General features: G+C 70.0%; 21 protein-coding genes. 15 read left to right on the forward strand and 6 right to left on the reverse strand.

The window, feature by feature from the left end; genetic code table 11:
• Complete coding sequence (locus PG878_RS15480; protein WP_209030950.1) at positions 1-1044, reverse strand: efflux RND transporter periplasmic adaptor subunit; 1044 nt, start codon at positions 1042-1044, stop codon at positions 1-3.
• Positions 1045-1329: 285 nt separating this feature from the next.
• On the opposite strand from PG878_RS15480, the gene PG878_RS15485 reads away from it, so the two are divergent.
• From PG878_RS15485 to PG878_RS15515, 7 genes are all read left to right on the forward strand, one after another.
• A complete protein-coding gene (locus tag PG878_RS15485) occupies positions 1330-1698 on the forward strand; it encodes a rhodanese-like domain-containing protein (RefSeq protein ID WP_209030949.1) in 369 nt (122 codons plus the stop codon).
• Between the two features lie 4 nt (positions 1699-1702).
• Positions 1703-2053: an ArsR/SmtB family transcription factor gene (locus PG878_RS15490; protein WP_184447052.1), complete on the forward strand. Its 351-nt coding sequence runs from the start codon at positions 1703-1705 to the stop codon at positions 2051-2053.
• Positions 2050-2880: an MBL fold metallo-hydrolase gene (locus tag PG878_RS15495; RefSeq protein WP_209030948.1), complete on the forward strand. Its 831-nt coding sequence runs from the start codon at positions 2050-2052 to the stop codon at positions 2878-2880. Before PG878_RS15490 ends, PG878_RS15495 begins: the two co-directional genes overlap by 4 nt.
• Before the next feature lie 118 nt (positions 2881-2998).
• Positions 2999-3778, forward strand: coding sequence for a molybdate ABC transporter substrate-binding protein (gene modA, locus PG878_RS15500; RefSeq protein WP_209030947.1), 780 nt, complete (start codon positions 2999-3001; stop codon positions 3776-3778).
• A gap of 9 nt (positions 3779-3787) precedes the next feature.
• Complete coding sequence (gene modB, locus PG878_RS15505) at positions 3788-4483, forward strand: molybdate ABC transporter permease subunit (protein WP_209030945.1); 696 nt, start codon at positions 3788-3790, stop codon at positions 4481-4483.
• Between the two features lie 28 nt (positions 4484-4511).
• On the forward strand, positions 4512-5129 hold the full coding sequence (locus PG878_RS15510; RefSeq protein WP_209030943.1) for a molybdenum ABC transporter ATP-binding protein: 618 nt from the start codon (positions 4512-4514) through the stop codon (positions 5127-5129).
• A gap of 60 nt (positions 5130-5189) precedes the next feature.
• Positions 5190-5747, forward strand: coding sequence for a flavin reductase family protein (locus PG878_RS15515; protein ID WP_209030941.1), 558 nt, complete (start codon positions 5190-5192; stop codon positions 5745-5747).
• Between the two features lie 33 nt (positions 5748-5780).
• Here PG878_RS15515 and PG878_RS15520 read toward each other — a convergent pair whose 3' ends face one another.
• Genes PG878_RS15520 through PG878_RS15530 form a run of 3 tightly spaced genes read right to left on the reverse strand, consistent with a single transcriptional unit; the run spans position 5781 to position 8177 of the window.
• A complete protein-coding gene (locus PG878_RS15520) occupies positions 5781-6377 on the reverse strand; it encodes a hypothetical protein (RefSeq protein WP_209030940.1) in 597 nt (198 codons plus the stop codon).
• Positions 6374-7819 carry a TonB family protein gene (locus PG878_RS15525; RefSeq protein WP_209030939.1) on the reverse strand — a complete coding sequence of 482 codons (1446 nt, stop codon included), beginning with the start codon at positions 7817-7819 and terminating at the stop codon, positions 6374-6376. Before PG878_RS15525 ends, PG878_RS15520 begins: the two co-directional genes overlap by 4 nt.
• On the reverse strand, positions 7809-8177 hold the full coding sequence (locus tag PG878_RS15530) for a BlaI/MecI/CopY family transcriptional regulator (protein ID WP_010340889.1): 369 nt from the start codon (positions 8175-8177) through the stop codon (positions 7809-7811). Before PG878_RS15530 ends, PG878_RS15525 begins: the two co-directional genes overlap by 11 nt.
• Before the next feature lie 199 nt (positions 8178-8376).
• On the opposite strand from PG878_RS15530, the gene PG878_RS15535 reads away from it, so the two are divergent.
• The 8 genes from PG878_RS15535 to PG878_RS15570 all read left to right on the forward strand — a co-directional run bounded on the left by PG878_RS15535 (position 8377) and on the right by PG878_RS15570 (position 20006).
• Positions 8377-10332 carry an acetyl-CoA hydrolase/transferase C-terminal domain-containing protein gene (locus tag PG878_RS15535; protein ID WP_209030938.1) on the forward strand — a complete coding sequence of 652 codons (1956 nt, stop codon included), beginning with the start codon at positions 8377-8379 and terminating at the stop codon, positions 10330-10332.
• A gap of 279 nt (positions 10333-10611) precedes the next feature.
• A complete protein-coding gene (locus PG878_RS15540) occupies positions 10612-11682 on the forward strand; it encodes a phosphatidylinositol-specific phospholipase C1-like protein (protein WP_209031085.1) in 1071 nt (356 codons plus the stop codon).
• Positions 11683-11815: 133 nt separating this feature from the next.
• The gene (locus PG878_RS15545; protein WP_209030937.1) at positions 11816-14551 is read left to right on the forward strand and encodes a TonB-dependent receptor; all 2736 of its coding nucleotides are present in this window, start codon (positions 11816-11818) and stop codon (positions 14549-14551) included.
• A 297-nt stretch (positions 14552-14848) separates the two neighbouring features.
• On the forward strand, positions 14849-15283 hold the full coding sequence (locus PG878_RS15550) for a hypothetical protein (protein ID WP_209030936.1): 435 nt from the start codon (positions 14849-14851) through the stop codon (positions 15281-15283).
• Between the two features lie 126 nt (positions 15284-15409).
• Positions 15410-16141: a DUF3348 domain-containing protein gene (locus PG878_RS15555; RefSeq protein WP_209030934.1), complete on the forward strand. Its 732-nt coding sequence runs from the start codon at positions 15410-15412 to the stop codon at positions 16139-16141.
• A 10-nt stretch (positions 16142-16151) separates the two neighbouring features.
• On the forward strand, positions 16152-18608 hold the full coding sequence (locus PG878_RS15560; protein ID WP_209030932.1) for a DUF802 domain-containing protein: 2457 nt from the start codon (positions 16152-16154) through the stop codon (positions 18606-18608).
• A complete protein-coding gene (locus PG878_RS15565) occupies positions 18605-19255 on the forward strand; it encodes an OmpA family protein (protein WP_209030930.1) in 651 nt (216 codons plus the stop codon). The genes PG878_RS15560 and PG878_RS15565 overlap by 4 nt, the downstream gene beginning before the upstream one ends.
• Positions 19245-20006 carry a DUF2894 domain-containing protein gene (locus tag PG878_RS15570; RefSeq protein WP_209030929.1) on the forward strand — a complete coding sequence of 254 codons (762 nt, stop codon included), beginning with the start codon at positions 19245-19247 and terminating at the stop codon, positions 20004-20006. Before PG878_RS15565 ends, PG878_RS15570 begins: the two co-directional genes overlap by 11 nt.
• Positions 20007-20200: 194 nt before the next feature.
• Here PG878_RS15570 and tkt read toward each other — a convergent pair whose 3' ends face one another.
• Together tkt and PG878_RS15580 are read right to left on the reverse strand one after the other, a co-directional pair.
• The gene (gene tkt, locus PG878_RS15575; protein WP_209030928.1) at positions 20201-22201 is read right to left on the reverse strand and encodes a transketolase; all 2001 of its coding nucleotides are present in this window, start codon (positions 22199-22201) and stop codon (positions 20201-20203) included.
• Between the two features lie 230 nt (positions 22202-22431).
• Positions 22432-23721 carry a dicarboxylate/amino acid:cation symporter gene (locus tag PG878_RS15580; protein WP_209030927.1) on the reverse strand — a complete coding sequence of 430 codons (1290 nt, stop codon included), beginning with the start codon at positions 23719-23721 and terminating at the stop codon, positions 22432-22434.
• Positions 23722-23768: the final 47 nt, after the last annotated feature.

The raw sequence follows: 23768 nt of genomic DNA on the forward strand, positions 1-23768 counted from the left end.
TCAACGCTCCGCCAGCGCGCGCCGCTGCGCGGCCAGCGCCTGCCCGGCGGCGACCGGATCGCGCACCACCCGCTCGCCCGCGCGCAGTCCGGCCAGCACTTCCACCCGCTGCGCATCGCGCTGCCCGATCCGCAGCTGCCGCAGGCTGAGCCGACCGTCGGCCAGCACATAGGCCGCGCTGAGTTCGCCCCGTTGCAGCAGCGCCGACAGCGGAATGCTCAACGGCATCGCCGCCGCGGCATCGCCGGCCGCCAGCGGAAAACCGACCTTGGCCGTGGTGCCGGGTGCCGGGGCCGGCTGCAGCGCCGGCAGCGGCAGCCGCACCGTCACGCTGTGGCTGCGCGGATCGGCGGTGGGAAACACCGTCACCTGCGGGACCTGCAGGGTACGCCCATCGTCCAACCGCACCTGCGCGCGCGGCGCGGCGCGAATCGCCTCCGCATCCGACTGCGGCACCTGCACTTCGATGCGCTGCGCGCCGGGCACGAACAGCGACAGCAAAGCCTGCCCGGCCGCCACCGCCTCGCCCGGCTGCACCCGGCGTGCACTGATGACGCCCGCAAACGGCGCGCGCACCACGGTGTAGGCGGCCGGCTGCTGCGCCTGCGCCAGCTGCGCGGCGGCGGCAGCGCGTGCGGCGTGCGCCGCATCGCGGGTGGCGCGAGCCTGATCCAGTTGCGCGCGCGAGACGTACTGCGCCCCGGCCAGGGACGCGTAGCGGCGATAGCTGGCCTCGGCCTCGTCGGCGCTGGCCGTCGCGGCGCGCACTTGCGCCTGTGCGCTGACCACGCCGGCGCGCTGTTCCACTGCGCTGAGTTGCAGCAGTACCTGGCCGGCGGCGACCCGGTCGCCCACGTCCACTGCGACGCTGCGCACGCGGCCGCCGGTCTGCGCGCTCAGATCGGCGTATTCCACCGCGGCCACCACACCGTCCCAGGAGCGCGGCGCCATCGCCTCGGACTCCACCGGCGCGGTGGCCAGCTGCGGCAACGGCGGCGGCGCGACCGTGGCGGCGTCGTGGCGACAGCCGGCGAGCGTCAGCATCGCCAGCGACGCGAGCGCGCCGATCGCACGACTGCTGACGCGGGCCGGCGCAACGGCGGGCGCAACCGTCCCGCGCAGCCGTCCGCCACTCCCGGCAACCCGAATCGGCCAACGAAGCACACGCATGATCGAACTCCAGAAGAAAGGACGCATCCGCGCCGTCGGTGGGCACCCGCCGCGACGGGGCAGGCGTGGCCGCCCGAGGCTGGCCGCAAGATAAATTAGAATTTTCTTATATTAGAGTCAACTGATATGATGGACGCACTTTCCCGCCGAGCACCCCCAATGCCCGCCTCCTCCGCTCAAACCCTGGTCGACCGCGCACGCGCGCAGATCCACGAAACCCCTGTCCACACCGATGCCGCCGCCACGCCACTGCCCGGCGAATGGATCATCGACGTGCGCGAACCCGGCGAGTTCGCCATGGGCCACCTGCCCAACGCGATCAACATCCCGCGCGGCATCCTCGAATTCCGCCTCGATGCCGATCCGGCGCTGGCCCGACGCGACCAGCCGATCCTGCTGTACTGCGCCAGCGGCGGCCGCTCCACCCTGGCGGCGCTGAGCCTGCAGCACCTGGGTTACACCGCGGTGCGCTCGCTCACCGGCGGCTTCCTGGGCTGGACCGCGGCCGGTGGCCCGGTCGATTTCTGAGCCCATGCCGCGCCGCGCCGCGCCCGCCCTGGACCCTGCCGCGATGCGCGCGCACGCCAGCGAGGCGGCGCGCCTGCTGAAGGCGCTCGGCAACGAGAAGCGGCTGCTGCTGTTGTGTCTGCTGGTGGACAGCGAACAATCGGTCGGTGAACTCAACGCACGTGTGGAGTTGAGCCAGTCGGCGCTGTCGCAACATCTGGCGCTGCTGCGCGAGGATGGACTGGTGCAGACCCGCCGCGACGGCCAGACCATCTATTATTCGCTGGTGCCCGGCCCGGTGCAGCGCATCCTCGAGGTGTTGCACGGCATCTACTGCAGCGCCGCGCCACCTGCCGCCACCAGGAGCGATCGATGAGCCAGCATCCGCACGTCCACGCCTTCCACCACGCCGCTTCCGGCACCTGGAGCTACGTGGTCGAGGATGGCCAGGACGCCGCGGTGATCGACCCGGTGGTCGGCTACGACCCGCAGACCGGCGCACTGGACGACGCGCCGGCGCAGGCGCTGGCCGCGTGCCTGGACGCGCGCGGCCTGCACCTGCGCTGGATCCTCGAGACCCATGCCCACGCCGATCATGTCTCGGCCGCACAGTGGTTCAAGCAGCGCTGGCCGCAGGCGACGCTGGCGATCGGCGACGGCATCCGCGAGGTGCGCGCCCGTTTCGCGCCGCAGTTCGGTCTGGACGCGGACGCGCAGGCGCGCTGCGGCTTCGATCACCTGTTCGCCGATGGCGAGCGTTTCGCGATCGGCAGCGTGCAGGCGCAGGTGATCGCCGTGCCCGGCCACACCGGCGACAGCGTCGCCTACCTGATCGGCGATGCGCTGTTCCCGGGCGATTCGCTGTTCATGCCCGACAGTGGCACCGCGCGCTGCGATTTTCCCGGCGGCGACGCGGCCACGCTGTACCGTTCGATCCAGCGGCTGTACGCGCTGCCGGAAGCGACGCGCGTGTTCGTGTGCCACGACTACGGCGCCGGCGGCCGCGCGGTCGCCTGCCAGACCAGCATCGGCGAACAGCGCCGCAGCAACATCCACGTGCGCGACGGCATCGACGAAGCGGCCTTCGTGGCCCTGCGCCAGGCGCGCGATGCGACGCTGGCCGAGCCGCGGCTGATGCAGCCGTCGGTGCGCGCCAACATCCAGGCCGGCCGCACCGACGACCTGGCGCCACCAGCGGCGTGAGCAGGCGGCGCGCCGCCGGCGCGCTAGGATGCGGATCTGCGGCAGCGCTGCGCGACCGTACTCGCACGCGCCGCCGCGCACTGCCGCATCGCCTCCCCCGCCCCCGCTGGAGTGACCCATGACCCGACCGCTGCACCGCCTGCTGTGCCTGTGCACCTTGATCGTCGCCACCGCGATCGCGCCGGTCTCGGCGCAGACGCCGCTGACCGTGTTCGCCGCCGCCAGCCTCAAGGAATCGCTGGACGAGGCCGCCAGCGCCTACCAGCGCGCTCACGGCACCCCGGTGCAGGTGTCCTATGCCGCCAGCTCCACGCTGGCCCGGCAGGTGGAACAGGGCGCGCCGGCGGACGTGTTCGTGTCGGCCGACCAGGAATGGATGGACTACCTGCAGCAGCGCAAGTTGATCGATCCGGCACTGCGCCGCGACCTGCTCGGCAACACGCTGGTGCTGGTGGCGCCGGCCGCCACTACGGCGCAGGTCGACCTGCGCACACCGGGCGCGCTGCTTGCCGCGCTCGGTGCGCAGGGGCGCCTGGCGGTCGGCCAGACCGCCAGCGTGCCGGCCGGCAAGTACGCGCGCGCCGCACTGCAGGCGCTGGGCCAGTGGGACGCCGTGCAGCCGCGCCTGGCCGAAAGCGAGAGCGTGCGCAGCGCGCTGATGCTGGTGGCGCGCGGCGAGGCCCCGCTGGGCATCGTCTACGGATCCGATGCCCAGGCCGAACCGAAGGTGCGGGTGGTGGCGACCTTCCCGGCCGACAGCCACCCGTCGATCGTGTATCCGGTGGCCCCGCTGCGGGCGAGCGCACACGCCAAGGCCGCCGCCGAGTTCGTGCGCTGGCTGGGCACGCCGCCGGCACAGGCGATCTTCCGTCGCCACGGCTTCTCGCTCGCCCGCTGAGGCCTGGCATTGTTCGACTTCACCGCGCAGGAACTGACCGCGATCGTGCTGAGCGTCAAGGTCGCACTGGTCGCGGCGCTGGCCAGCCTGCCGTTCGCGGTGGCCTGCGGCTGGCTGCTGGCGCGGCGCCGCTTCTTCGGCAAATCGTTGCTGGACGCGCTGCTGCACCTGCCACTGGTGATGCCGCCGATCGTCACCGGCTATGCGCTGCTGCAGCTGTTCGGCCTGCAGGGCCCGATCGGCGGCTGGCTGTTCGAACATCTCGGCGTGCAGTTCGCGTTCCGCTGGACCGGCGCGGCGCTGGCCAGCGCGGTGATGGGCTTCCCGTTGATGGTGCGGGCGATCCGCCTGGCATTGGAGTCCACCGACCGTCGCCTGGAAGCGGCGGCCGCCACGCTGGGCGCCGGCCCATGGCGGGTGTTCTTCACCATCACCCTGCCGCTGGCGTGGCCGGGCGTTGTCGCCGGCGGCGTGCTCGGCTTCGCCAAGGCGCTGGGCGAGTTCGGCGCCACCATCACCTTTGTCTCCAATATCCCCGGACAGACCCAGACCCTGGCCTCGGCGATCTACAGCCTGCTGCAGGTGCCCGGTGCCGAGGCCGGCATCTGGCGGCTGGCGGCAGTGGCGCTGGCGATCTCGCTGGGCGCCCTGCTGGCCTCCGAATGGCTGGTCCGGCGCCAGCGCGGCGCGGAGGCGGATGCATGAGCCGCGCTTGCACTGGGAGCCTGCACCGATGCTGAGCATCGACCTGCAGCTGCAGCGCGGGCGCTTCGCCCGCCACGTGCGCATCGAGGAACAGGCGCGCGTGGTCGCCCTGGTCGGCCCGTCCGGCGCCGGCAAGACCAGCCTGCTCAACGCCATCGCCGGCGTGCTGCCGCCACGCAGCGGGCGCATCGCCATCGATGGCCGGACGCTGTACGACAGCGCGACCGGCATCGATCTGCCGGCGCATCGCCGCGGCATCGGCTACGTGTTCCAGGACGCGCGCCTGTTCCCGCACATGGACGTGCGCCGCAACCTCGGCTACGGCCGTCACGGCCGCGGCCGGCCGGCGCGCTTCGCGCTGGATGCGGTGGTCGAGCTGCTCGGCATCGGCGCTCTGCTGGAGCGGCGCCCCGACACGCTTTCCGGCGGCGAAGCGCAGCGCGTGGCGATCGGCCGCGCGCTGCTGTCGCAGCCGTCGCTGCTGCTGTTCGACGAACCGTTGTCGGCGCTGGACGCGGACCGCCGCAGCGACCTGATCCCCTACCTGCAGCGCGTGCGGGACGAAGTGCGCCTGCCGATGCTCTACGTCAGCCACCAGGCCGAGGAAGTGGCGCGCATCGCCGACGCGGTGCATCGGCTGGACTGACGCCGACAGCGCGTTCACCGGAGCCGGCGAGACTGAAGTCCCCGCCACGGCAGACCTCGCATGCGCCGCTACCGCAAGCTCGACTTCCCCACGCAGGACGTGCGCCGCTTCCTCGAGCCGGGCCCGGTGGTGCTGGTCAGTTCGACCTGGAAGCAGCAGCGCGACGTCATGACCCTGGGCTGGCACATGGTGCTGGAGTTCTCGCCCTCGCTGCTGGCCTGCTGCATTTCCAGCGCCAACCACAGCTTCGACCTGATCCGGCGCAGCAAGCAATGCGTGATCAACCTGCCCACCGCCGACCTGGTCGACACCGTGGTCGGCATCGGCAACACCAGCGGTGCGGACCTGGACAAGTTCGCGCACTTCGGCCTCACCGCGGTGCCCGCCACGCACGTGGCGGCGCCGCTGATCGCCGAGTGCTACGCCAGCTTCGAATGCCGCCTGCACGACGGCAGCCAGATCGGCAAGCACGGCCTGTTCGTGTGGGAGGTGGTCAAGGCACATGTCGCCGCCTCGCCCAAGCGGCCGCGCACCCTGCACTACCGGGGCGACGGCCGCTTCATGCTGTCCGGCCCGGAGATCTCGCGGCGGCGCCTGTTCAAGCCGGAGATGCTGTAGGACGATGGATGCCGGACATGCCGCTCGCAGCGCTCAACGCGCGCCGCTGACGCGCCCCGACTGCACGCTGGCCTTGCCCTGCTGGACCTCGAAGGTGAACGCGTAGGCCAGCGTCACCGGCACCTCCTGCACCGACTGCGCATCGTCGCAGCGCCCGTCCTGCGTCGGCCGCTGCGCCGGCTCGGCGTAGGTACAGATCGCCGCCGGCACGAAGCGCCACTGCGCGACCGCGTCCTGTACCGCCTGCAGCAGATCGGCCATCTCCGGCTGCGCGCCCGCGCTGCAGTCCGGGCGATCGTTCAACAGGACGCTGCGCTCCACCGCGCCTTGCGCGGACAGGATCACCCGCACGCAGACCGTGGTCGGGGCCAGCGTGCGGCGCGGCGAATCGGCCGGCAGCTGCGGCGTCGGCGCCTGCAGCGGTTGCGGCATGCGGAACACCTCCTGCGGCTGCATCCGATACGACTGCACCGCCGCCGCACCCGGCGCCGCGCCGAATCCTGTTTCCAGCATGCGCTGATCCACCGAGTCGATGCGCTGGGTCGGTGGCGGCGCCTCTTTCGGCATGTGGCTGGCGCAGCCGGAAAGGACCAGCGCCAGCAGCATGCCGGCCCGCCAGTGCGCACTCATCGCACGGTCCGCGCCATGCCGCACAGCGGCGCGGCGCCGCCCTTGCCGGGGAACACCTTGTCGCACAAGCTCGCCAAGGTGTCGCCGGCATCCTCGCCCAGGCGATACCAGCGGTAGTTCGCAGCATCGGCGACGCCAGCCGGCGCATCCACCGGATCCATTTCCACATCGAACGCGACCGGAATCTTCAGGCGGCTGGCCACAGCGCGTCCGTGCGTAGTCGCCGGCGAAAAGCGCCACTTCCAGGCCGCGGTGACCGCGGCAGCATCCAACACTGCGCTACCGCTGCCATGATCCAGTACGCGCACGCCGCTCGGCGTTCCGTGCGCGTCCACGTCGACCAGCAGGACCAGCTTGCCGGAGACGCCGGCACGCACCGCTTCATCCGGGTATTTCGGGGGCGGCATGTCGATCACCTTGGCGGGCCGCGTTCCGGCCCGGGCGGCGACCACCGATGCCTGCTGCGCCGGTCGTGCCGACGTGCCATCCACCTCGCTGGCGACCAGATCGCGTGCCACACCCGTGGCGCCTGTTCCAGTTGGCAACGCCAGTGCCATCGCACTTCCGCTCACCGCGGCCAGCGTCACCGCCGCGATGCCCAGACGACGCCGCCAGCCGCGCACCGCCGGACGCCGCAGCAGCGCAATGCGCTGGCACAGGACGCTGCCCGCCTGCCAATGGCAGCCCACCGGCAAGGCCAGCGCGTCCAACTGGGTCTGCAGCATCGCTTCGGCGTAGTGCCGGCGCGTGCCGGGATGGCGTGCCAGCACCGCGGCATCGCAGGCCAGTTCCTGATCCAGGCGGAAGCGCGTGGCGGCCCAGTGCAGCAGCGGATTGAACCAGTACAGGCAGCGCAGCGCGGCGAGCAGCAGATTGCTGCGGGTGTCGCCGCGGGCGATGTGCATGCGTTCGTGCGCCAGCACCAGTTGCGCCTGCGGCGGCGGGTAGCGCGTGGCGAAGTCCATCGGCACCACCACCTGCGGCCGCCACGCACCCAGCACCAGCGGCCCATGCAGCGCATGCTCGGCGACCAGCACGCCGTCCTCGCCCGGGCGCAAGCGCCCCAGGCTGCGCCGGTAGCGGCGCTGCTGCCGCCACAGCACGGCCGCCGAGGCCAGCGCTCCGGCCAGCCACAACGACAGCAACCAGACCATGGCATGTCCGCTCGCCGACACGCCGTCGCCCACCGACATCTGCGCCCGTGGCACGCCGACCAGCATCGCCGGCATGTCCAGCGCCAAGCCCGCCGGCAACGCTGGACGCCAGCCGCTCGGCAACAGGGCCGCCAGCAGCGCCAACGGCACCGCGATCCATAGCGCGTAGGCGATGCCGGCACCGAACGCGCGCCGCATCGGCACGCGCAACGCAAGCACCGCCACGATGGCCACGCTGACGACCAGCGCGGTAGTCCCGAGGTCCCTCACGATCCCGTCAATGCTCATCGTCCAGCTCCTGGATCAGTCGTTTGAGTTCGGCGATATCGGCATCGCTGAGCTTGCCGCGTTCGCTGAAGTGCGCCACCAGCGGCGCGATACGGCCGCCGAACAGGCGGTCGAGCAGGCCTTCGCTCTGTTGCTGCACCCACTGCGCGCGCTGCAGCAGGGGCGTGTACAGATAGCGGCGGCCTTGTTTGTCGGCGCGGATCGCGCCCTTGTTGAGCAAGCGGTTGAGCAGCGTCTTGACCGTGGGTTCGGCCCAGCCGCCATGGCCGGACAAGGCGGCAAACACCTCCTCGGCGCTGAGCGGGTGCCGCTCCCACAGCACCTCCATGACCACGGCTTCCGCGTCGCTGATCGACATTGCGTTTACGTCCGTAAATTTTTATTGATTACGCGCGTAAACAAAACGCGTGTCAAGCGTTTTTTTGCAGTGGCCGATGCCCTGGCGATCGGCATGCCCGTATGCCCGGAGGTGGTCGCCGGCAATCGCGTGCGCTGCGGCACCGCGCGCATCGCGCGCGCACCACGATCGACGCAATCGCCAACGCACCCTCTAAGCTATGCCGATGACCGATCACCTCGACGACCTCGACGCCGCTGCCGACCTGATCCTGCAGCGCATCGCCGGCCCGCTGCGCGTGGGCGCACCGCTGGGCCTGGGCAAACCGCATCGCCTGCTCAACGCGCTGTACGAGCGCATCGAACACGATCCGACGCGGCCGCTGCAGATCTACACCGCGCTGTCGCTGCATCCGCCGGCGCCCGGCGGCGGGCTGCAGGGCCGCTTCGCGCGGCCGTTCGTGCAACGCCATTTCGGCGAGGATTTCCCGCGCCTGCGCTACGTGCAGGCGATGCAGCGCGATGCGCTGCCAGCGCACATCCAGGTTGAGGAGTTCTACATGCAGTCCGGCGCGCTGCTGCGCTCGACCCAGGCGCAGCGCAGCTACACCAGCCTCAACTACACCCATGCCGCCGACGCGGTGGCGCAGCGCGCGCCGAACCTGATCGTGCAGAAGGTGGCGCGCGAACCCGACGGCACCCGGCTGTCGTTCTCGTGCAACAACGACATCACCCAGGACACCCTGGCCGCAGTACAGCGGCGCGGCCTGCCGCGGCCGCTGCTGGTGGCCGAAGTCGATCCGCAGTTGCCGTGGATCGGCGGCTGCGCGGCGGTGGAGCCGAGCTTCTTCGACGTGGTGGTGACGCCACCGGGGCCGTATCCGCGCCTGTTCGGGCTGCCCCGGCAGCCGGTCGCCGATGCCGACTACGCCATCGGCCTGTATGCCAGCACCCTGGTGCGCGACGGCGGCACCCTGCAGATCGGCATCGGCACCCTGGCCGATGCGCTGTGCCACGCGCTGGTGCTGCGGCATACCGACAACGCGCGCTACCGGCAGGTGCTGGCGGCGCTGGATCCGGAACTGGAGCGGCATCCGGCGGTGCGCGAATGCGGCGGCCTGGACCCGTTCGCGATCGGCCTGTTCGGCTGCAGCGAGATGCTCAACGAGGGCTTCCGGCAACTGGTCCAGTGCGGCGTCATCCGGCGCAAGGTGCTCGACGACGCGCCGCTGCTGCAGCGCGTGGCCGACGGCACTGCCGACGCGCAGGACCTGCAGCGCCTGGAACGCGAGGGCGAATACCTGCAGGGCGCGTTCTACCTGGGTTCGCCGGAGTTCTACGCCTGGCTGCGCGAGATGGACCCGCAGGCGCGCGCGGCGATCGGCATGCGCCGCATCAGCGAGATCAACCAGCTCTACGGCGGCGAGACGCTGCGCCGGCTGCAGCGGCGCGAAGCGCGCTTCTTCAACTCCTGCATGATGGCCACCGCGCTCGGCGCGGCGGTGTCCGATGCGCTGGACGACGGCCGGGTGGTGTCCGGCGTCGGCGGCCAGTACAACTTCGTGTCCATGGCGCACGCGCTGGACGATGCGCGCAGCGTGCTGATGTTCCGCGCCGTGCGCAGCGACGGCGGCGCGGCGCAGTCCAACGTGCGCTGGAACTACGGCCACACCACCATCCCGCGGCACCTGCGCGACCTCTACGTCAACGAATACGGCATCGCCGACCTGCGCGGCCTCACCGACGAGGATTGCATCGCGGCGATGGTCGGCATCGCCGATGCGCAGGCGCAACCCGGATTGCTGGAGACAGCGCAGGCCAACGGCAAGCTGGCCGCCGGCTTCGCCGCGCCGGCGCACTGGCAGCGCAACCACAGCGCTCGGGTGCGCGACGCACTGGCGCCGTTCCGCCGCGACGGCACCCTGCCCGACTATCCGCTGGGCAGCGATTTCACCGAGGTCGAGCAGCGCCTGCTGCGCGCCCTGTCCTGGCTGCAGCGACACACCGCCGGCACCGGCGCCAAGCTGAAGACGGTGGTCAGCGCGGTACTGGCGCGTCCTGCCGCGGATGCCGCCTGCCTGCAGCGCATGGGCCTGGACGCACCGCGCAACGTCGGCGAACGCCTGGAAGCGACGTTGCTGGCGTACGCCCTGCAGCGCACGCGCACGCCGCGGTGACTCCCGGCCGCGCCTGACGCGGCGACGCGCAGCGCGCGCCGATCGCGGACCACGCTGCGAGAAGGTGACCGCGGTCGCGCGCAAAGACGACGTGTCGCACGATCGCCGCACATGAGGGGCGCTGACACGATTCGGCAACAGGCTGGCAGGAAACACGTCAACTTCACTGGGGATGCTGTCGGGATATCGTTACCAACCGTGGCCACGATGCACTCCCACCGTTCTGCCCCGCTGCCGTCGTCGCTCTCCCATCGCACCACGCTGCGCGTGCTGCTGGCGATGCTGGCGCTGTTGCCGTCGGCCCTGTTCGCCGACCCCAGACTCACCGACCTGCAATACATCGGCAGCCACAACAGCTACCACGCCGGCTTCGCGCCCAGCGAAGCGACGCTGTGGAAACGCCTGGATCCGGCGACGTTCGCGGCGCTGGATTACCGGCACCCGCCGCTGACGCAGCAACTGGACGACGGCGTGCGCCAGATCGAACTGGACATCTACGCCGACGCCAAGGGCGGGCGCTACGCGCACCCGGCGATGATCGACCAACTCGCCAAGGCAGGGCTGCCGCCGGCGCCGCCGATCGCCGCGCCGGGGGTGATGCAGCGACCGGGCTTCAAGGTCATGCACATCCAGGACCTCGACCAACGCAGCACCTGCCAACCGCTGCTGGCCTGCCTGCGCGAGGTGCGCGCGTGGTCGCAACGGCATCCCGGGCATCTGCCGATCTTCATCCTGCTGGAAACCAAGCAATCGACGGTGCCGGCGCCGTTTCCCACGGTGCAGCCGGAACCGTTCGACGGCAAGGCGCTGGATGCACTGGATGCCGAACTGCGCTCGGTGTTCGCCGCCAACGACTACATCAGCCCCGACCAAGTGCGTGGCACGGCGCCAACGCTCAACGCTGCCGTGCTCGCACAGGGCTGGCCTGCGCTCTCCGCGGCGCGCGGCAAGGTGGTGTTCCTGCTCGACCAGCGTTCGGTCGGCCCGGCCTACCTGGCCGGCCATCCGTCCCTGCGCGGCCGCGTGTGCTTCACCAACGCCGATCCCGGCACCGACGATGCCGCCTTCGTCGAGCGCAACGACGGCAGCGCCGAGGACATCGCGCAATTGGTGAAGGCCGGCTATTTGGTGCGCACGCGCACCGATGCCGACCTGAAGGAAGCCAAGGGCAACGACACCACGCGGCGCGACGCCATGTTCGCCAGCGGCGCGCAACTGCTCAGCACCGACTTCCCCGATCACGAACCGGCCGCATCCGGCTACGTGGTGCGCTTTCCCGGCGACGCCGTCGCCCGCTGCAATCCGCAACGTCCGCAAGCCGACTGCCACGGCATCGACCTGCGCCACTGACTGCCATTGGCCGCGCGACGGCGCGGCCATGCCCTGGACGCACGCAATGGAAGGCCTTGGCGATCCGCGCGCCGGCATCGGCGTGTCCGGACCTCGGATCGCAACCGCTGTTTCCCCCAACGAGCCGCCCCCCATGCTCCCGTTCCATCGCCCCCGCCCCTTGTGTTGCGCCATCGCCCTCGCGCTTGCGCTCTCCCCGGCCGCCCACGCCAGCGACGCCGACCCCGCTGACGCCAGCGCGAGCACCACCACCCTGGACTCGGTCAACGTGCAGGCCGCGCAGGCCACCGTGCCGGGCTCATTGGACGAGCAGCGCCTGTCCAACGGCGTCAACAGCGTGATGAGCAAGCAGCAGATCGACGCGATTCCCTCCGCCGGCATCGCCGACGTGGTCGCGCACCTGCCCGGGCTGTCGGCCTACAGCGACATGCACCTGGGCCAGGCCACCACCGGCGAGAACGCCTACGTCAGCATCCGCGGCCTGGATGCCAGCTACAACAGCTACCGCCTCAACGGCTTCGGCATGCCCGAGACCGATTCGTCCACGCGTGCGATCTCGCTGAACATGCTGGCGCCGTTCGGCATCCAGTCGGTCAAGGTCTCCAAGTCGCCGACCCCGGACCTGCCGGGCGACGCGATCGGCGGCGCGATCGACATGCGCACGCCCAACGCGTTCGACTTCGAGGGCGATTTCTACGGCAAGACCACCACGCAAGGCCAGTTCAACGCGCTCGCTTCCGACCTCGGCGGCAAGCACACCGGCGGCACGGTGCAACAGGAGCTGGCCTGGAAGTTCGGCGACGACCACGCGTTCGGCGTCTATGCCTCGGCCTACTACGGCAAGAACAACAACATGGCGCAGGCGCCGGCGCCCAACAGCGCGTATTTCCCGGCGGACCCGGCGCAGGCCAAGGCGGTGGACCTGCGCGACGTCGGCCCGCTGCTCAGCGCCCGCTACAAGTACAGCGTCTACACCAGCCAGATCGAGCGCTACGGCGGCAATATCGCCTTCGACTGGCAGGGCGACCACACCTCCCTCTTCGCCCGCGCCATCTACGGCGGCTACAACGTCACCGGCCAGCAGGACCAGTCCAGCGCACGCCTGGAAACCGTCAACAACCAGCCGACCGCGGTGCGTGGCGGCTACTTCAACACCCACGACATCAAGGAAACCCTGGCCACGCTGCAACTGGGCGGGCAGACTACGCTGGATCGCCTGCGTTTCGACTACGGCGGATCGTTCGGCCGCGGCACACGCAGCCGCCCGGACTACGTCGCCGCGAGCCTGTACGGCTTCACTCCGGGCAGCTTCGCGTTCGACCTGAGCGATCCCACCTATCCCAGCATCGGCCCGAGCTCGCCGGCCCTGAAGAACTTCTTCTACAGCCTGGATTCGGCGCTGTTCTGGAAGACCCAGGGCCACGATGCCGGCAGCCACGACAACCGCGCCAGCGCGCATGCCGACATCAGCTACCGCGTGGACGGCGACGTGCTCGACGAGGTCAAGACCGGCCTGTCGCTCGACCACGCCGACCGCGGTTCCTACGATCACCCGTTCTTCCACAAGGACGGCAACTTCATCTACAACGGCCCCTACTTCGGCGGCAGCAACTACGTGTTCCCCAACGCCGGCGGCCCGCCGCTGAGCGCGCTGCCCGGCCGCCTCACCTATGCGGCGTTCGATGGCCACTACGCCGGCCCGTTCAAGATCCTGGACCGCGACTGGGTGCGCGCGCAGGCGGTGCCCTACAAGTACGTCAATGATCCCAACGGCGCCGGCATCTATACCGCCAACGACTACAACGCCAACACCACCTCCAGCACCGAGGCGATCTACGCCGGCTACGCGATGGCCACGCTGCATGTCGGCGCGGTGACCGTCCTGCCCGGCATGCGCTACGAACTGACCCGCTACTCCGCCGATGCCTGGCAGTCGAACGGCGACGGCATCAACGGCCGCTTCGTCGGCAGCGGTCGCAGCTACGGCGAGGTGTTGCCGGGCATCAGCCTCAACTACCGCCCGGACGAGCTGACCGTCTACCGCGCCTCGCTGCGGCGCAGCTTCAGCCGCCCGGCGTTCGGGCTGATCTCGGGCGAGACCGTGTACACGGTCGACCCCACCCAGAAGGTCATCGGCATCTCCAAACCCAACCCCGACCTGCAGCCGAGCAAGGCCGACAACGCCGACCTGTCCGCGGAGTTCTACGACCGCAACGGCGGCGTGCTCAGCGCCTCGACCTACTACAAGCGCATCACCGGCTTCATCTACACCTCGCAGTCGGCGACCAGCAACGACAACACGCTCGGCGGCCTGGTCCCGACCGGCACCACCTTCGAGGACGGCGTGCCGGTGACCATGCCGCAGAACGGCGGCACCGCGACGCTGTACGGCGTGGAGCTTGCCGGCAGCAAGCGCCTGCAGGATCTGCCCGGGTTCTGGAGCAACTTCGGCGTTGCCGCCAACCTGACCCTGCAACACAGTTCCGCCGACAGCAAGCGCGCCGACCAGCCCGACAAGACCTGGCTGCCGCGTGCGCCCGAGCGCATCTACAACCTGGACCTGTTCTACGACGACAGCCGCCTGCGCGCCGACCTGAGCTACAACTACACCGGCCTGCAACTGCTCGGCCTGACCAGCGACCGGCTCAACTACTACCTGCAACCGGTCAAGTCGCTGGACTTCACCGCCACCTACCACCTGCCGCACGGCATCGACGTCGGCATCGCCGCCAAGAACCTGCTGAATTCGGCCACGTTCTACGAGACCCAGGGCAAGTCCACCCGCTACATGGCCTACGACCCCGGCGCCGACGGCGCCTACGTGGAAACCGGACGCGTGTACATGCTTACGCTGAGCTATACCTACTGAGGCCGCCTGGCCTCCGCCGCTGCGGCGGGTGCCTTGCGTGCAGACTGCACGCAAGGTTGGGCAGGACGCACCAGCGCCGCAACCCGCCCTCACAGGCCACTCCTGGCGCCGAAGCATCGAGGGGTGCGGCAATCCTCCGCAAGCTGCATCGCGCTTTCTCGGGCTGAAGGCCCGGGCATCCAGGGACATTTCCCGATCCCGCACATGCCGGCACGCAGCGACAGTGGCTGCGCGCCGACCATGTCTGCATGGCGCGCAAGCCGACCATCATCCCATTGCGACCAAGGATTCCCTTCGATGAACATGCGCCCCTCGCTCTGCGTTCTCCTGCTCGTGCTGTCGACGCTGCTGCCCTTTGCTGCGCTGGCCGCCCCGCCCGCCACCGTCGCCAGTTGCGCAGGCATCGCCGCCGCCTATCCGACAGACCTCGGCCCGCGTTGCAACAGCAACTACGCGAAGATCAACCACCAGCCGCAAGACGCCGCGCAGCGCCTGCAGACCTACTATGCACGCGTGGAAGTGCTGAAGATCTTCAGGAAAGCCCTGCTGTGCAATGGCCTGTATGGCGCCGGGGCATCGGCGCAGCAGAGCTTCGGCAGCGGCGAAAACGGCCATCTGCAAGCGCTGGCCAATCTTTACCAGAACATGCAGAACGACCCGAATCGCCCCGCGGCGCTGTACACGGCGGCCGATCTGAAAGAGATCAAGATGAACAAGTCTCAGTGCAAATGAGGCAGCGCATCCGCACGAAACGCCAGGCGCATTGAGTTCGCTTGCGCTTGCTCCTGGCCTGGCATCGGCCGTCTCCGGACAGCCGATGTCATTCGCGTGTAAAATTGCGGGTTTTTGACCACTCACATGGCGAAAGCCCTTCCACGGGCGCCCGTCCCGGGCCCGGCCTTCATTCGCCTGCTGGCGCGCCTGAGCGATGCGCCGATGCCCGCGTCCAGCCCCGCGCTGGCCGACCGGCTCGGCCAATGGATCGACTGGAACCGCGCGGTGGCGGTGTCGCGGGCGCTGGACGGCAAACTGCCCGAACCTGCCGAGGACGCCCCCGAGGCGCCGGAACCGTCGGCGCTGGAGGCCGAATGCGGCCGCGTGCGCGCCGCGCTGGAAGAGAGCATCGCCCTGGACATCGCCAAGGAAACCGGCAAGCCCGTGGGCAAGCGCCAGCACGACCCCGATGCCCCCATCGAGTACGCGCCGTTCCGCCAGCGCTACCTGGCGCTGCAGCGCGCGATGCTCACCGCCACCGGACGCCTGCGCGGCCTGCTGCGCGATGCCCTGGTCCCGCTTTCGCCGGACATGGCGCGGCTGGCCGAGGTCGACGCGGTCATGGAGCTGACCCTGAGCCCGCGCGAGCAGACCCTGCTGGCCACGGTGCCCAACCTGCTGGAAGCGCATTTCCAGCGCCTGCGCGCCACCGCCGCGCCCGCCCCCGATCCAACTCTCACCGATGCTCCGCCGGCGCCGTCCGACGCGGCCTGGCTGGACCTGTTCCGCCAGGACCTGCACAGCGTGCTGCGCGCCGAACTGGACGTCCGTTTCCATCCCATCGAAGCGCTGCTCGCCGCGCTTCGCAGCCGTTGATTCGACCCTCATGCCCAAGACCCTGCTCCATTCCGTCCTGTTCCTCGCCGGCCTCGCCGTGGTCTGCTGGATCGGCGTCGGCTATCTCAGCTCCAACCCGCTGGGCGCCAGCTTCGCCGCGCTGATCGGCCTGTGCTACCTGGCCGGCATCGCCGAGCTGTACCGCTACCGCCAGGCCACCGCGACCCTGCAGACCGCGCTGAGCGAGGCCGAGGCCGCGCGCGACGACCTGGGCGGCTGGCTGCAACGGCTGCACCCGAGCCTGCGCAACGCGGTACGCCTGCGCATCGAAGGCGAGCGCGCGGCCCTGCCGGTGCCGGCGCTGACCCCGTACCTGGTCGGCCTGCTGGTGCTGCTGGGCATGCTCGGCACCTTCCTGGGCATGATGGCCACCCTGCGCGGCACCGGTCTGGCGCTGGACAGCGCCACCGATCTGAATGCCATCCGCGCCTCGCTGGCGGCGCCGCTGAAGGGCCTGGGCTTCGCCTTCGGCACCTCCATCGCCGGCGTGGCCGCCTCGGCGATGCTCGGCCTGCTCGCCGCGCTGTGCCGGCGCGAGCGCCTGCAGGCGGTGCAGCAACTGGATCTGCATGCGGCGACCGCACTGCGCACGCATTCGCTGGCCTACCAGCGCAACGAGGCGTTCAAACTGCTGCAGACCCAGGCCACGCTGATGCCCGGCCTGATCGAGCGCATGCAGACGATGATGGCGGCGCTGGAACAGCACAGCGCGGTCAGCGGCGAACGCCTGGCCAGCAGCCAGGACGCCTTCCACAGCCGCACCGAAGCCGCCTACACGCGCCTGGCCGGAGCGGTCGAACACGCCCTGCAGGCCGGCGTGGCCGCGCACGCGCGGGCCTTCGGCGACGCGCTGGAACCGGTGGTGCAACGCACGCTCGACAGCGTGGCGCGCGAGACCGCCGCGCTGCAGGCCACCGTCGGCCAGGCCGTGCAGCGGCAACTGGATGGCCTGGCCGGCGGCTTCGCACAGGCCGCCGAACAGGCCACGCAGCGCTGGGACAAGGCGCTGACAGAACAGCAACGCACCAATGGCGCGCTGCTGCAGGAACTCGGCAGCGCACTGCAACGCGCTGGCGACGGCCTGGAACAGCGTGCCACCACTTTGGTGGAGGCGACCGCGGCACGCCTGCAAGCCGCCAGCGACGACGCCAGGCAGGCCTGGGGCGACGCCCTGACGCAACAACGCGAGGTCAATGACAGCCTCGCTACCCGCCACGCACAGGCACTGGACACGGTAGCCAGCCGCCTGGATGCCACCGCCGAAGCCGCACAGCAGGCCTGGAGCGCAGCGCTGGCGCAGCAGCGCGAGGTCAACGATGCGCTCGCCGCGCGTCATGCGCAGGCACTGGACACTGTGGCGACGCGCCTGGACGCCACCGCCGAGGCCGCACAACAGGGCTGGGGCGCGGCGCTGGCGCAGCAGCGCGAGGTCAACGACACCCTCGCCACGCGCCATGCACAGGCGCTGGAGACCGTCACCACCCGCCTGGATGCCACCGTCGAGGCAGCGCAACAGGCCTGGAGCGCGGCGCTGGCGCAGCAACGCGAGATCAACGAGGCCCTCGCCGTCCGCAACGCACAGGCGCTGGACACCGCCGCCGCCAGCCTGGAGCAACGCGCCGCCGCGCTCGCAGACACGCTGCAGCAGGCCCATGCCGACCTGCAGGAGGCGCTGGAAGCGCGCGACCAGGCGCGCCTGCGTGCCTGGACCGACAGCTTCGCCAGCATGGCCGCGACCCTCGGCGGGCAGTGGGAACAGCACGGCGAGCGCATCGCGCAGCGCCAGCAGGAGATCTGCGGCACCCTGCAGGAGACCGCGGCGGCGATGTCCGAACAGAGCCAGGCGCAGGCGCGCGACACCATCGCCGAGATCGAACGGCTGGTGCAGTTGGCCTCGGAAGCGCCGAAGGCCGCGGCCGACGTGGTCGCGGAACTGCGCCAGAAACTCTCCGACAGCATGGTCCGCGACACCGCCATGCTCGACGAGCGCAACCGCCTGCTGGCCACGCTGCAGACCTTGCTGGAAGCGGTCAACCACGCGTCCACCGAACAGCGCAGCGCGGTGGACGCCCTGGTCGCGACGTCGGCCGACCTGCTGGAGCGCGTCGGCAGCCGCTTCACCGACCGGATCGACGCCGAGACCGGCAAGCTCGGCGACGCCGCCGCGCAGGTCGCCGCCGGCGCCACCGAAGTGGCCAGCCTGGGCGATGCGTTCTCCGGCGCGGTACAGGCCTTCGGCGAATCCAACATGGCCCTGCTGGAACGCCTGCAGGGCATCGAGCAGGCGCTGGACAAGTCGCTGGCGCGCAGCGACGAACAGTTGGCCTACTACGTGGCGCAGGCGCGGGAAGTGATCGACCTGAGCATGCTCTCGCAGCAGCAGATCACCGAGGAACTGCGTCAGCTCGCCGCGCGCCAGGCGCCCGACCAGGCCGACGCGGCATGAGCGACGAACTGGAACTCGAGGCCGACAACGGCGCGCCGGTCTGGGCGGTGTTCGGCGACCTGATGTCGGTGCTGCTCGGCGCGTTCGTGCTGATCCTGATCGGGGTGATCGGCGTGCAGCTGCAGCTGTCGAACAAGCTGGACGAAGAAATGCGCCAGCGCCAGTTGGAGGCGCAGCAGCGCAAGACCCTGGAACAGGCGCTGGCCGCGCCGCTGGCGGCCGGCCGGGTGACCCTGGTCGACGGCCGCATCGGCATCCGCGGCAACGTGCTGTTCGCGCTGAACTCCGATCAGTTGCAGCCGGAAGGCCGCGACCTGCTGAAGAGCCTGGCCGCGCCGCTGGCCGGCTACCTCAAGGCGCGCGACGAGATCCTGATGGTCAGCGGCTTCACCGACGACCGCCAGGTGCGCGAGAGCAACCGCCAGTTCGCCGACAACTGGGAACTGTCGGCCGAACGCGCGTTGACCGTGACCCGCGCGCTGATCGAGGCCGGCGTCCCCGCCGATGCGGTCTTCGCCGCCGCCTTCGGCGCGCAGCAGCCGGTGGCGCCGAACGTGGACGAGGCCGGACGCGCCAGCAACCGCCGCGTGGAAATGGCGCCGCTGCCGCGCATGCGCAAGCGCGCCGCGACACCGCATGCACCCTGATCGAATCCCGGCCGCCGACCGCCTCGCCGCCTTGCGTGCACAGCATGCCGAGCGGCTGGACCCGCTGCGCTTCCGCTTCCTCGAAGCGCTGGCGCGCCGCACCGAGGCGCAGCAGGGCAAGGCGCGGGAACTGCTGGAGCAGAAACTGTCCACGTTGCTCGACGCCTATGCCGCGGCGCTGGCCGCGGCACCGCAGGACGCTGGCGATGCCGCGGCCGACGCAGCGGTGCGATCGGCGCAGCCGAGTCCGCTCGGCACCTTGCTGGCGCAGTATCGGCCTGCGACTGCGGCGGCCACCGCGCACAGCGGCCAGGACATCGACGTCGGCGCCCATGTGGCTGCCGACACCAAGACGTCCAGGGCGACCGGCGCAACCGATGCAGACGCCGCTGCGCCGTCGCACTCGCCGGCCGCAAGCGCCGCAGCGCGCCTCGCCGCACCACAGTTGCCCGCGGTCGAAGACGCGCGCCGGCTGTGGACAGCGCTGCGCAGCCGCAGCCAGTTGCGGCAGTCGCTGCAACCGGCACCCGCCGACGCCGGTCCGCTCAACTCCGGCGTGCTGGTGCATCGCGCATTGGCGTTGATGCGCACGCTTTCGCCCGGCTACCTGCAGCACTTCCTGTCCTACGTCGACGCACTGTCCTGGCTGCAGCAACTGCAGGATGGAGGCGCACTGGCGAAAGCGCAGCAACCCGGCAGCGCTGCCGGCAAGCCTGCGACGCCGCGCAGCAAGCCGCGCAAGCGCGGTTGACCGCATCGCCAATGCACGTAACGCCGACAGCGTCGTGGTAGAGCGGCTTCAGCCGCGACGGGCGTTACAGGGAACGGCGGTCGCGGCTGAAGCCGCTACTACGAGATGCGCTTTCCCTCATACGGCACACACCATCCAGGAAAGAAAAAGGCCGGCATGCGCCGGCCTCTTTCGTCACCTATCGTGGAACCGGCTTACAGCGCCTTCGCCGCCGCCACCACGTGCTCGGCGGTGATCTGGAAGTGCTTGTACAGCACGTTTGCCGGCGCCGAGGCGCCGAAGCTGTCGATGCCGACCACCGCGCCGTCCAGGCCCACGTAGGCGCGCCAGAACGCGGTGACGCCCGCTTCCACCGCCACGCGCTTGCGCACCGCCGACGGCAGCACCGACTCGCGGTAGGCGGCATCCTGGCGATCGAACACGTCGGTGCACGGCATCGACACCACGCGGGTCTTCAGGCCCGCGGCATCCAGCGCCTGCTTGGCTTCCACCGCCAGGCCGACTTCCGAGCCGGTGCCGATCAGGATCACGTCGGGCGTGCCGCCTTCGGCATCGGCCAGCACGTAACCGCCGCGCTCGATCAACTTGATCTGCTCGGCGCTGCGCGGCTGGTGCGGCAGGTTCTGGCGGCTGAACACCAGGCAGCTCGGGCCGTCCTTGCGGGTGATCGCGGCCTTCCAGCTCACCGCCGACTCCACCGTGTCGCAGGGGCGCCACACGTCGTTGTTGGGGATGTAGCGCAGCGACGCCAGGTGCTCCACCGGCTGATGGGTCGGGCCGTCCTCGCCCAGGCCGATCGAGTCGTGGGTGTAGACGTGGATCGCATGCGCCGGGATCAGCGCGCTCATGCGCACGCCGTTGCGCGCGTAATCGCTGAACACCAGGAAGGTGGCGTCGAACGGAATGAAGCCGCCGTGCAGGGCCAGGCCGTTGGCGATGGCGGTCATGCCGAACTCGCGCACGCCGTAGTACACGTAGTTGGCGTTCGGGTCGTCGCTGGCGACCGACTTGCTGGCCTTCCACAACGTCAGGTTGGAATGCGCCAGGTCGGCCGAACCGCCGACCAGTTCCGGCAGCAGCGGCGCGAACGCCTCGATCGCCATCTGCGAGGCCTTGCGCGAGGCGATGGTCTGGCCTTCGGCGGCCTGCTTGGCGATGTAGGCGTCGGCCTGGGCGAGGAAGTCCTCCGGCAGCTCGCCGTGCGAACGGCGGGTCAGTTCCGCGGCTTCGGCCGGGTACTGCTTGGCGTACTTGTCGAAGGCCTGCTCCCACTCGGCCTGGCGCAGCGTGCCGGCACCGCCGGCGCGCCAACCGTCGTAGATGGCCTGCGGAATCTCGAACGGCGCGTACGGCCAGTTCAGCGCCTTGCGCGCACCTTCCAGCTCTTCCTTGCCCAGCGCGGCGCCATGCGAGGATTCCTTGCCGGCCTTGGTCGGCGCACCGAAGCCGATGGTGGTGCGGCAGCACAGCAGGGTCGGCTTCTCGCTCTCGGCGATGGCCGCCTCGATCGCGGCCTTGACCGCATCGGCGTCCTGGCCGTCGACGTCGCGGATCACGTGCCAGCCATAGGCCTCGAACCGCGCCGGGGTGTCGTCGCTGAACCAGCCGGCGGTGTTGCCGTCGATGGAGATATGGTTGTTGTCCCAGAACGCCACCAGCTTGCCCAAGCCCCAGGTCCCGGCCAGCGAGGCGGCTTCGTGGGACACGCCTTCCATCATGCAGCCGTCGCCCATGAACACCCAAGTGCGGTGGTCGACGATCTGGTGCTCGGGGCGGTTGTAACGCTGCGCCAGCAACTTCTCGGCCAGCGCGAAACCGACCGCGTTGGCGAAGCCCTGGCCGAGCGGACCGGTGGTGGTCTCCACCCCGGGGGTCTCGCTGCGCTCCGGGTGGCCGGCGGTCTTGCTGTGCAGCTGGCGGAAGCGCTTGAGCTCCTCGATCGGCAGGTCGTAGCCGGACAGGTGCAGCAGCGCGTACTGCAGCATCGAGCCATGGCCGTTGGACAGCACGAAGCGGTCACGGTTGAACCAGTGCGGATTGTTCGGGTTGTGGCGGAGGAAGTCGTTCCACAGCACTTCGGCGATGTCGGCCATGCCCATCGGCATGCCGGGATGGCCGGAATTGGCGGCCTCGACCGCATCGGCGGCAAGGAAACGGATCGCGTTGGCGAGTTCGCGGCGGGTAGGCGTCGTCATGAGGGATCTGTCGGAAGCGGGCGCGTGGCGTCGGGCCCACTATTGTCCCACAGGCGGGGATTGGGGATTCGGGATTCGTAGCGTCACCGGCTGTAGGCCTCAGATGACGTAGGAGCGGCTTCAGCCGCGACGGGCATTACCGGGAAGGCCCATCGCGGCTGAAGCTGCTCTCACGCGCGACCCGTCCGGCGGCGACGCTGCCGACTTTACCAATCCCCAATCCCGACTACCTAATCCCGGCCATCCTCGCCCTTGGCCACCAGCGTGGTCAGGGCCAGATCGCCGGTCACGTTCAGCGCGGTGCGGCACATGTCCAGGAAATGGTTGACGCCCAGGATCATGCCAATGCCGACCGGGTCCACGCCGACCATCGCGCAGATCAGCGCCACCACCGGCAGCGAGCCGGACGGCACGCCGGCGGTACCGATGCCGCCGAGGATGCACACCAGCATCACCATGCACTGCTGCGCGATGCTCAGCTCCACGCCGAAGAACTGCGCCAGGAAGATCACCGTCACGCCCTCGAACAGCGCGGTGCCGTTCTGGTTGGCGGTGGCGCCGACGGTCAGCACGAAACGCGAGACCTTGTGCGGCAGCCCCATCTGATCGGCCACGCGCAGCGCGGTCGGCAGGGTGGCGTTGCTGGACGCGGTGGAGAACGCCATCACCGTCGCCTCGCGGGTGGCGCGGAAGAACCACAGCGGCGAGCGCCCGGCCAGGCGCACCGCCACGCCGTAACTCACCACCATGTGCAGGCCCAGCGCCAGCACCACCACCCCCACGTAGGCGCCAAGCCGCACCAGCAGCTCGAAGCCGAACAGCGCCGCCAGGTTGAACATGAAGCAGGCGACCGCATACGGCGCCAGACGGATCACCAGCCCGATCAGGGTCATCGAGATCTCGAACACACCCTCGATGCCGCGCCGCAGCGTCGCCACCTTGGCGTCTTCGCTGAGCACCATGCCCACGCCGAACATCACCGCGAAGAACATCAGCGACAGGATCGCGCCGTTGCTGGAGGCGGCTTCGACCACGTTGTCGGGCACGATCGACAGCAGCATGTCCATGCCGTGTGGCTGATGCTTGCTCTGGTCGACGATCTGCGCGGTGCGCTCCACGTTCTGCTGCAGCAGTTGCTGCGCCAGCTCGCGATCCACGCCGATGCCCGGCTTGAGCACGTTGACCAGGACCAGACCCAGCAGCACCGCCACGCCGGACAGCACCACCGTGTAGCCCAGCGTCTTCCAGCCGATCCGCCCGAGCGCGCGGATGTCTCCCATCTCCGAAATGCCCATCACCAGCGCCGAGAACAGCAGCGGCACGATCAGCATGAAGATCAGGTTGAGAAACAGCTTGGAGAACGGCGTGGTGAGGTACTTGGTCAGCGCCTGCACCCAGGCCGCATCGCCGCCCACGCTCATGTGCACCGCCAGACCCAGCACCAGCCCGAGGACGAAGCCGATCGCCATTTTCCAGTGCAACGGCATGCCGGTTTCGGCCTTCACGGGGGTGTCGGTCATGAGTTCGCCTTGCGAGGAGAGGCACTCAGCTTAACAAACCATGAGCA

The sequence above is a fragment of the Xanthomonas hawaiiensis genome, assembly GCF_031834635.1.
Taxonomy (GTDB): domain Bacteria; phylum Pseudomonadota; class Gammaproteobacteria; order Xanthomonadales; family Xanthomonadaceae; genus Xanthomonas_A; species Xanthomonas_A sacchari.

Bases quoted from the DNA above. Each gene is read 5' to 3' on its own strand.
- PG878_RS15570 (WP_209030929.1), top strand. From the start codon at position 19,245: ATGCACCCTGATCGAATCCCGGCCGCCGACCGCCTCGCCGCCTTGCGT.
- tkt (WP_209030928.1), bottom strand. From the start codon at position 22,201: ATGACGACGCCTACCCGCCGCGAACTCGCCAACGCGATCCGTTTCCTT.
- PG878_RS15555 (WP_209030934.1), top strand. From the start codon at position 15,410: ATGGCGAAAGCCCTTCCACGGGCGCCCGTCCCGGGCCCGGCCTTCATT.
- PG878_RS15525 (WP_209030939.1), bottom strand. From the start codon at position 7,819: ATGAGCATTGACGGGATCGTGAGGGACCTCGGGACTACCGCGCTGGTC.
- PG878_RS15540 (WP_209031085.1), top strand. From the start codon at position 10,612: ATGCTGGCGCTGTTGCCGTCGGCCCTGTTCGCCGACCCCAGACTCACC.
- PG878_RS15580 (WP_209030927.1), bottom strand. From the start codon at position 23,721: ATGACCGACACCCCCGTGAAGGCCGAAACCGGCATGCCGTTGCACTGG.
- PG878_RS15560 (WP_209030932.1), top strand. From the start codon at position 16,152: ATGCCCAAGACCCTGCTCCATTCCGTCCTGTTCCTCGCCGGCCTCGCC.
- PG878_RS15530 (WP_010340889.1), bottom strand. From the start codon at position 8,177: ATGTCGATCAGCGACGCGGAAGCCGTGGTCATGGAGGTGCTGTGGGAG.
- PG878_RS15515 (WP_209030941.1), top strand. From the start codon at position 5,190: ATGCGCCGCTACCGCAAGCTCGACTTCCCCACGCAGGACGTGCGCCGC.
- PG878_RS15550 (WP_209030936.1), top strand. From the start codon at position 14,849: ATGAACATGCGCCCCTCGCTCTGCGTTCTCCTGCTCGTGCTGTCGACG.
- PG878_RS15485 (WP_209030949.1), top strand. From the start codon at position 1,330: ATGCCCGCCTCCTCCGCTCAAACCCTGGTCGACCGCGCACGCGCGCAG.
- PG878_RS15545 (WP_209030937.1), top strand. From the start codon at position 11,816: ATGCTCCCGTTCCATCGCCCCCGCCCCTTGTGTTGCGCCATCGCCCTC.
- PG878_RS15535 (WP_209030938.1), top strand. From the start codon at position 8,377: ATGCCGATGACCGATCACCTCGACGACCTCGACGCCGCTGCCGACCTG.
- PG878_RS15510 (WP_209030943.1), top strand. From the start codon at position 4,512: ATGCTGAGCATCGACCTGCAGCTGCAGCGCGGGCGCTTCGCCCGCCAC.
- PG878_RS15480 (WP_209030950.1), bottom strand. From the start codon at position 1,044: ATGCTGACGCTCGCCGGCTGTCGCCACGACGCCGCCACGGTCGCGCCG.
- PG878_RS15520 (WP_209030940.1), bottom strand. From the start codon at position 6,377: ATGAGTGCGCACTGGCGGGCCGGCATGCTGCTGGCGCTGGTCCTTTCC.
- PG878_RS15495 (WP_209030948.1), top strand. From the start codon at position 2,050: ATGAGCCAGCATCCGCACGTCCACGCCTTCCACCACGCCGCTTCCGGC.
- PG878_RS15565 (WP_209030930.1), top strand. From the start codon at position 18,605: ATGAGCGACGAACTGGAACTCGAGGCCGACAACGGCGCGCCGGTCTGG.
- modA (WP_209030947.1), top strand. From the start codon at position 2,999: ATGACCCGACCGCTGCACCGCCTGCTGTGCCTGTGCACCTTGATCGTC.
- PG878_RS15490 (WP_184447052.1), top strand. From the start codon at position 1,703: ATGCCGCGCCGCGCCGCGCCCGCCCTGGACCCTGCCGCGATGCGCGCG.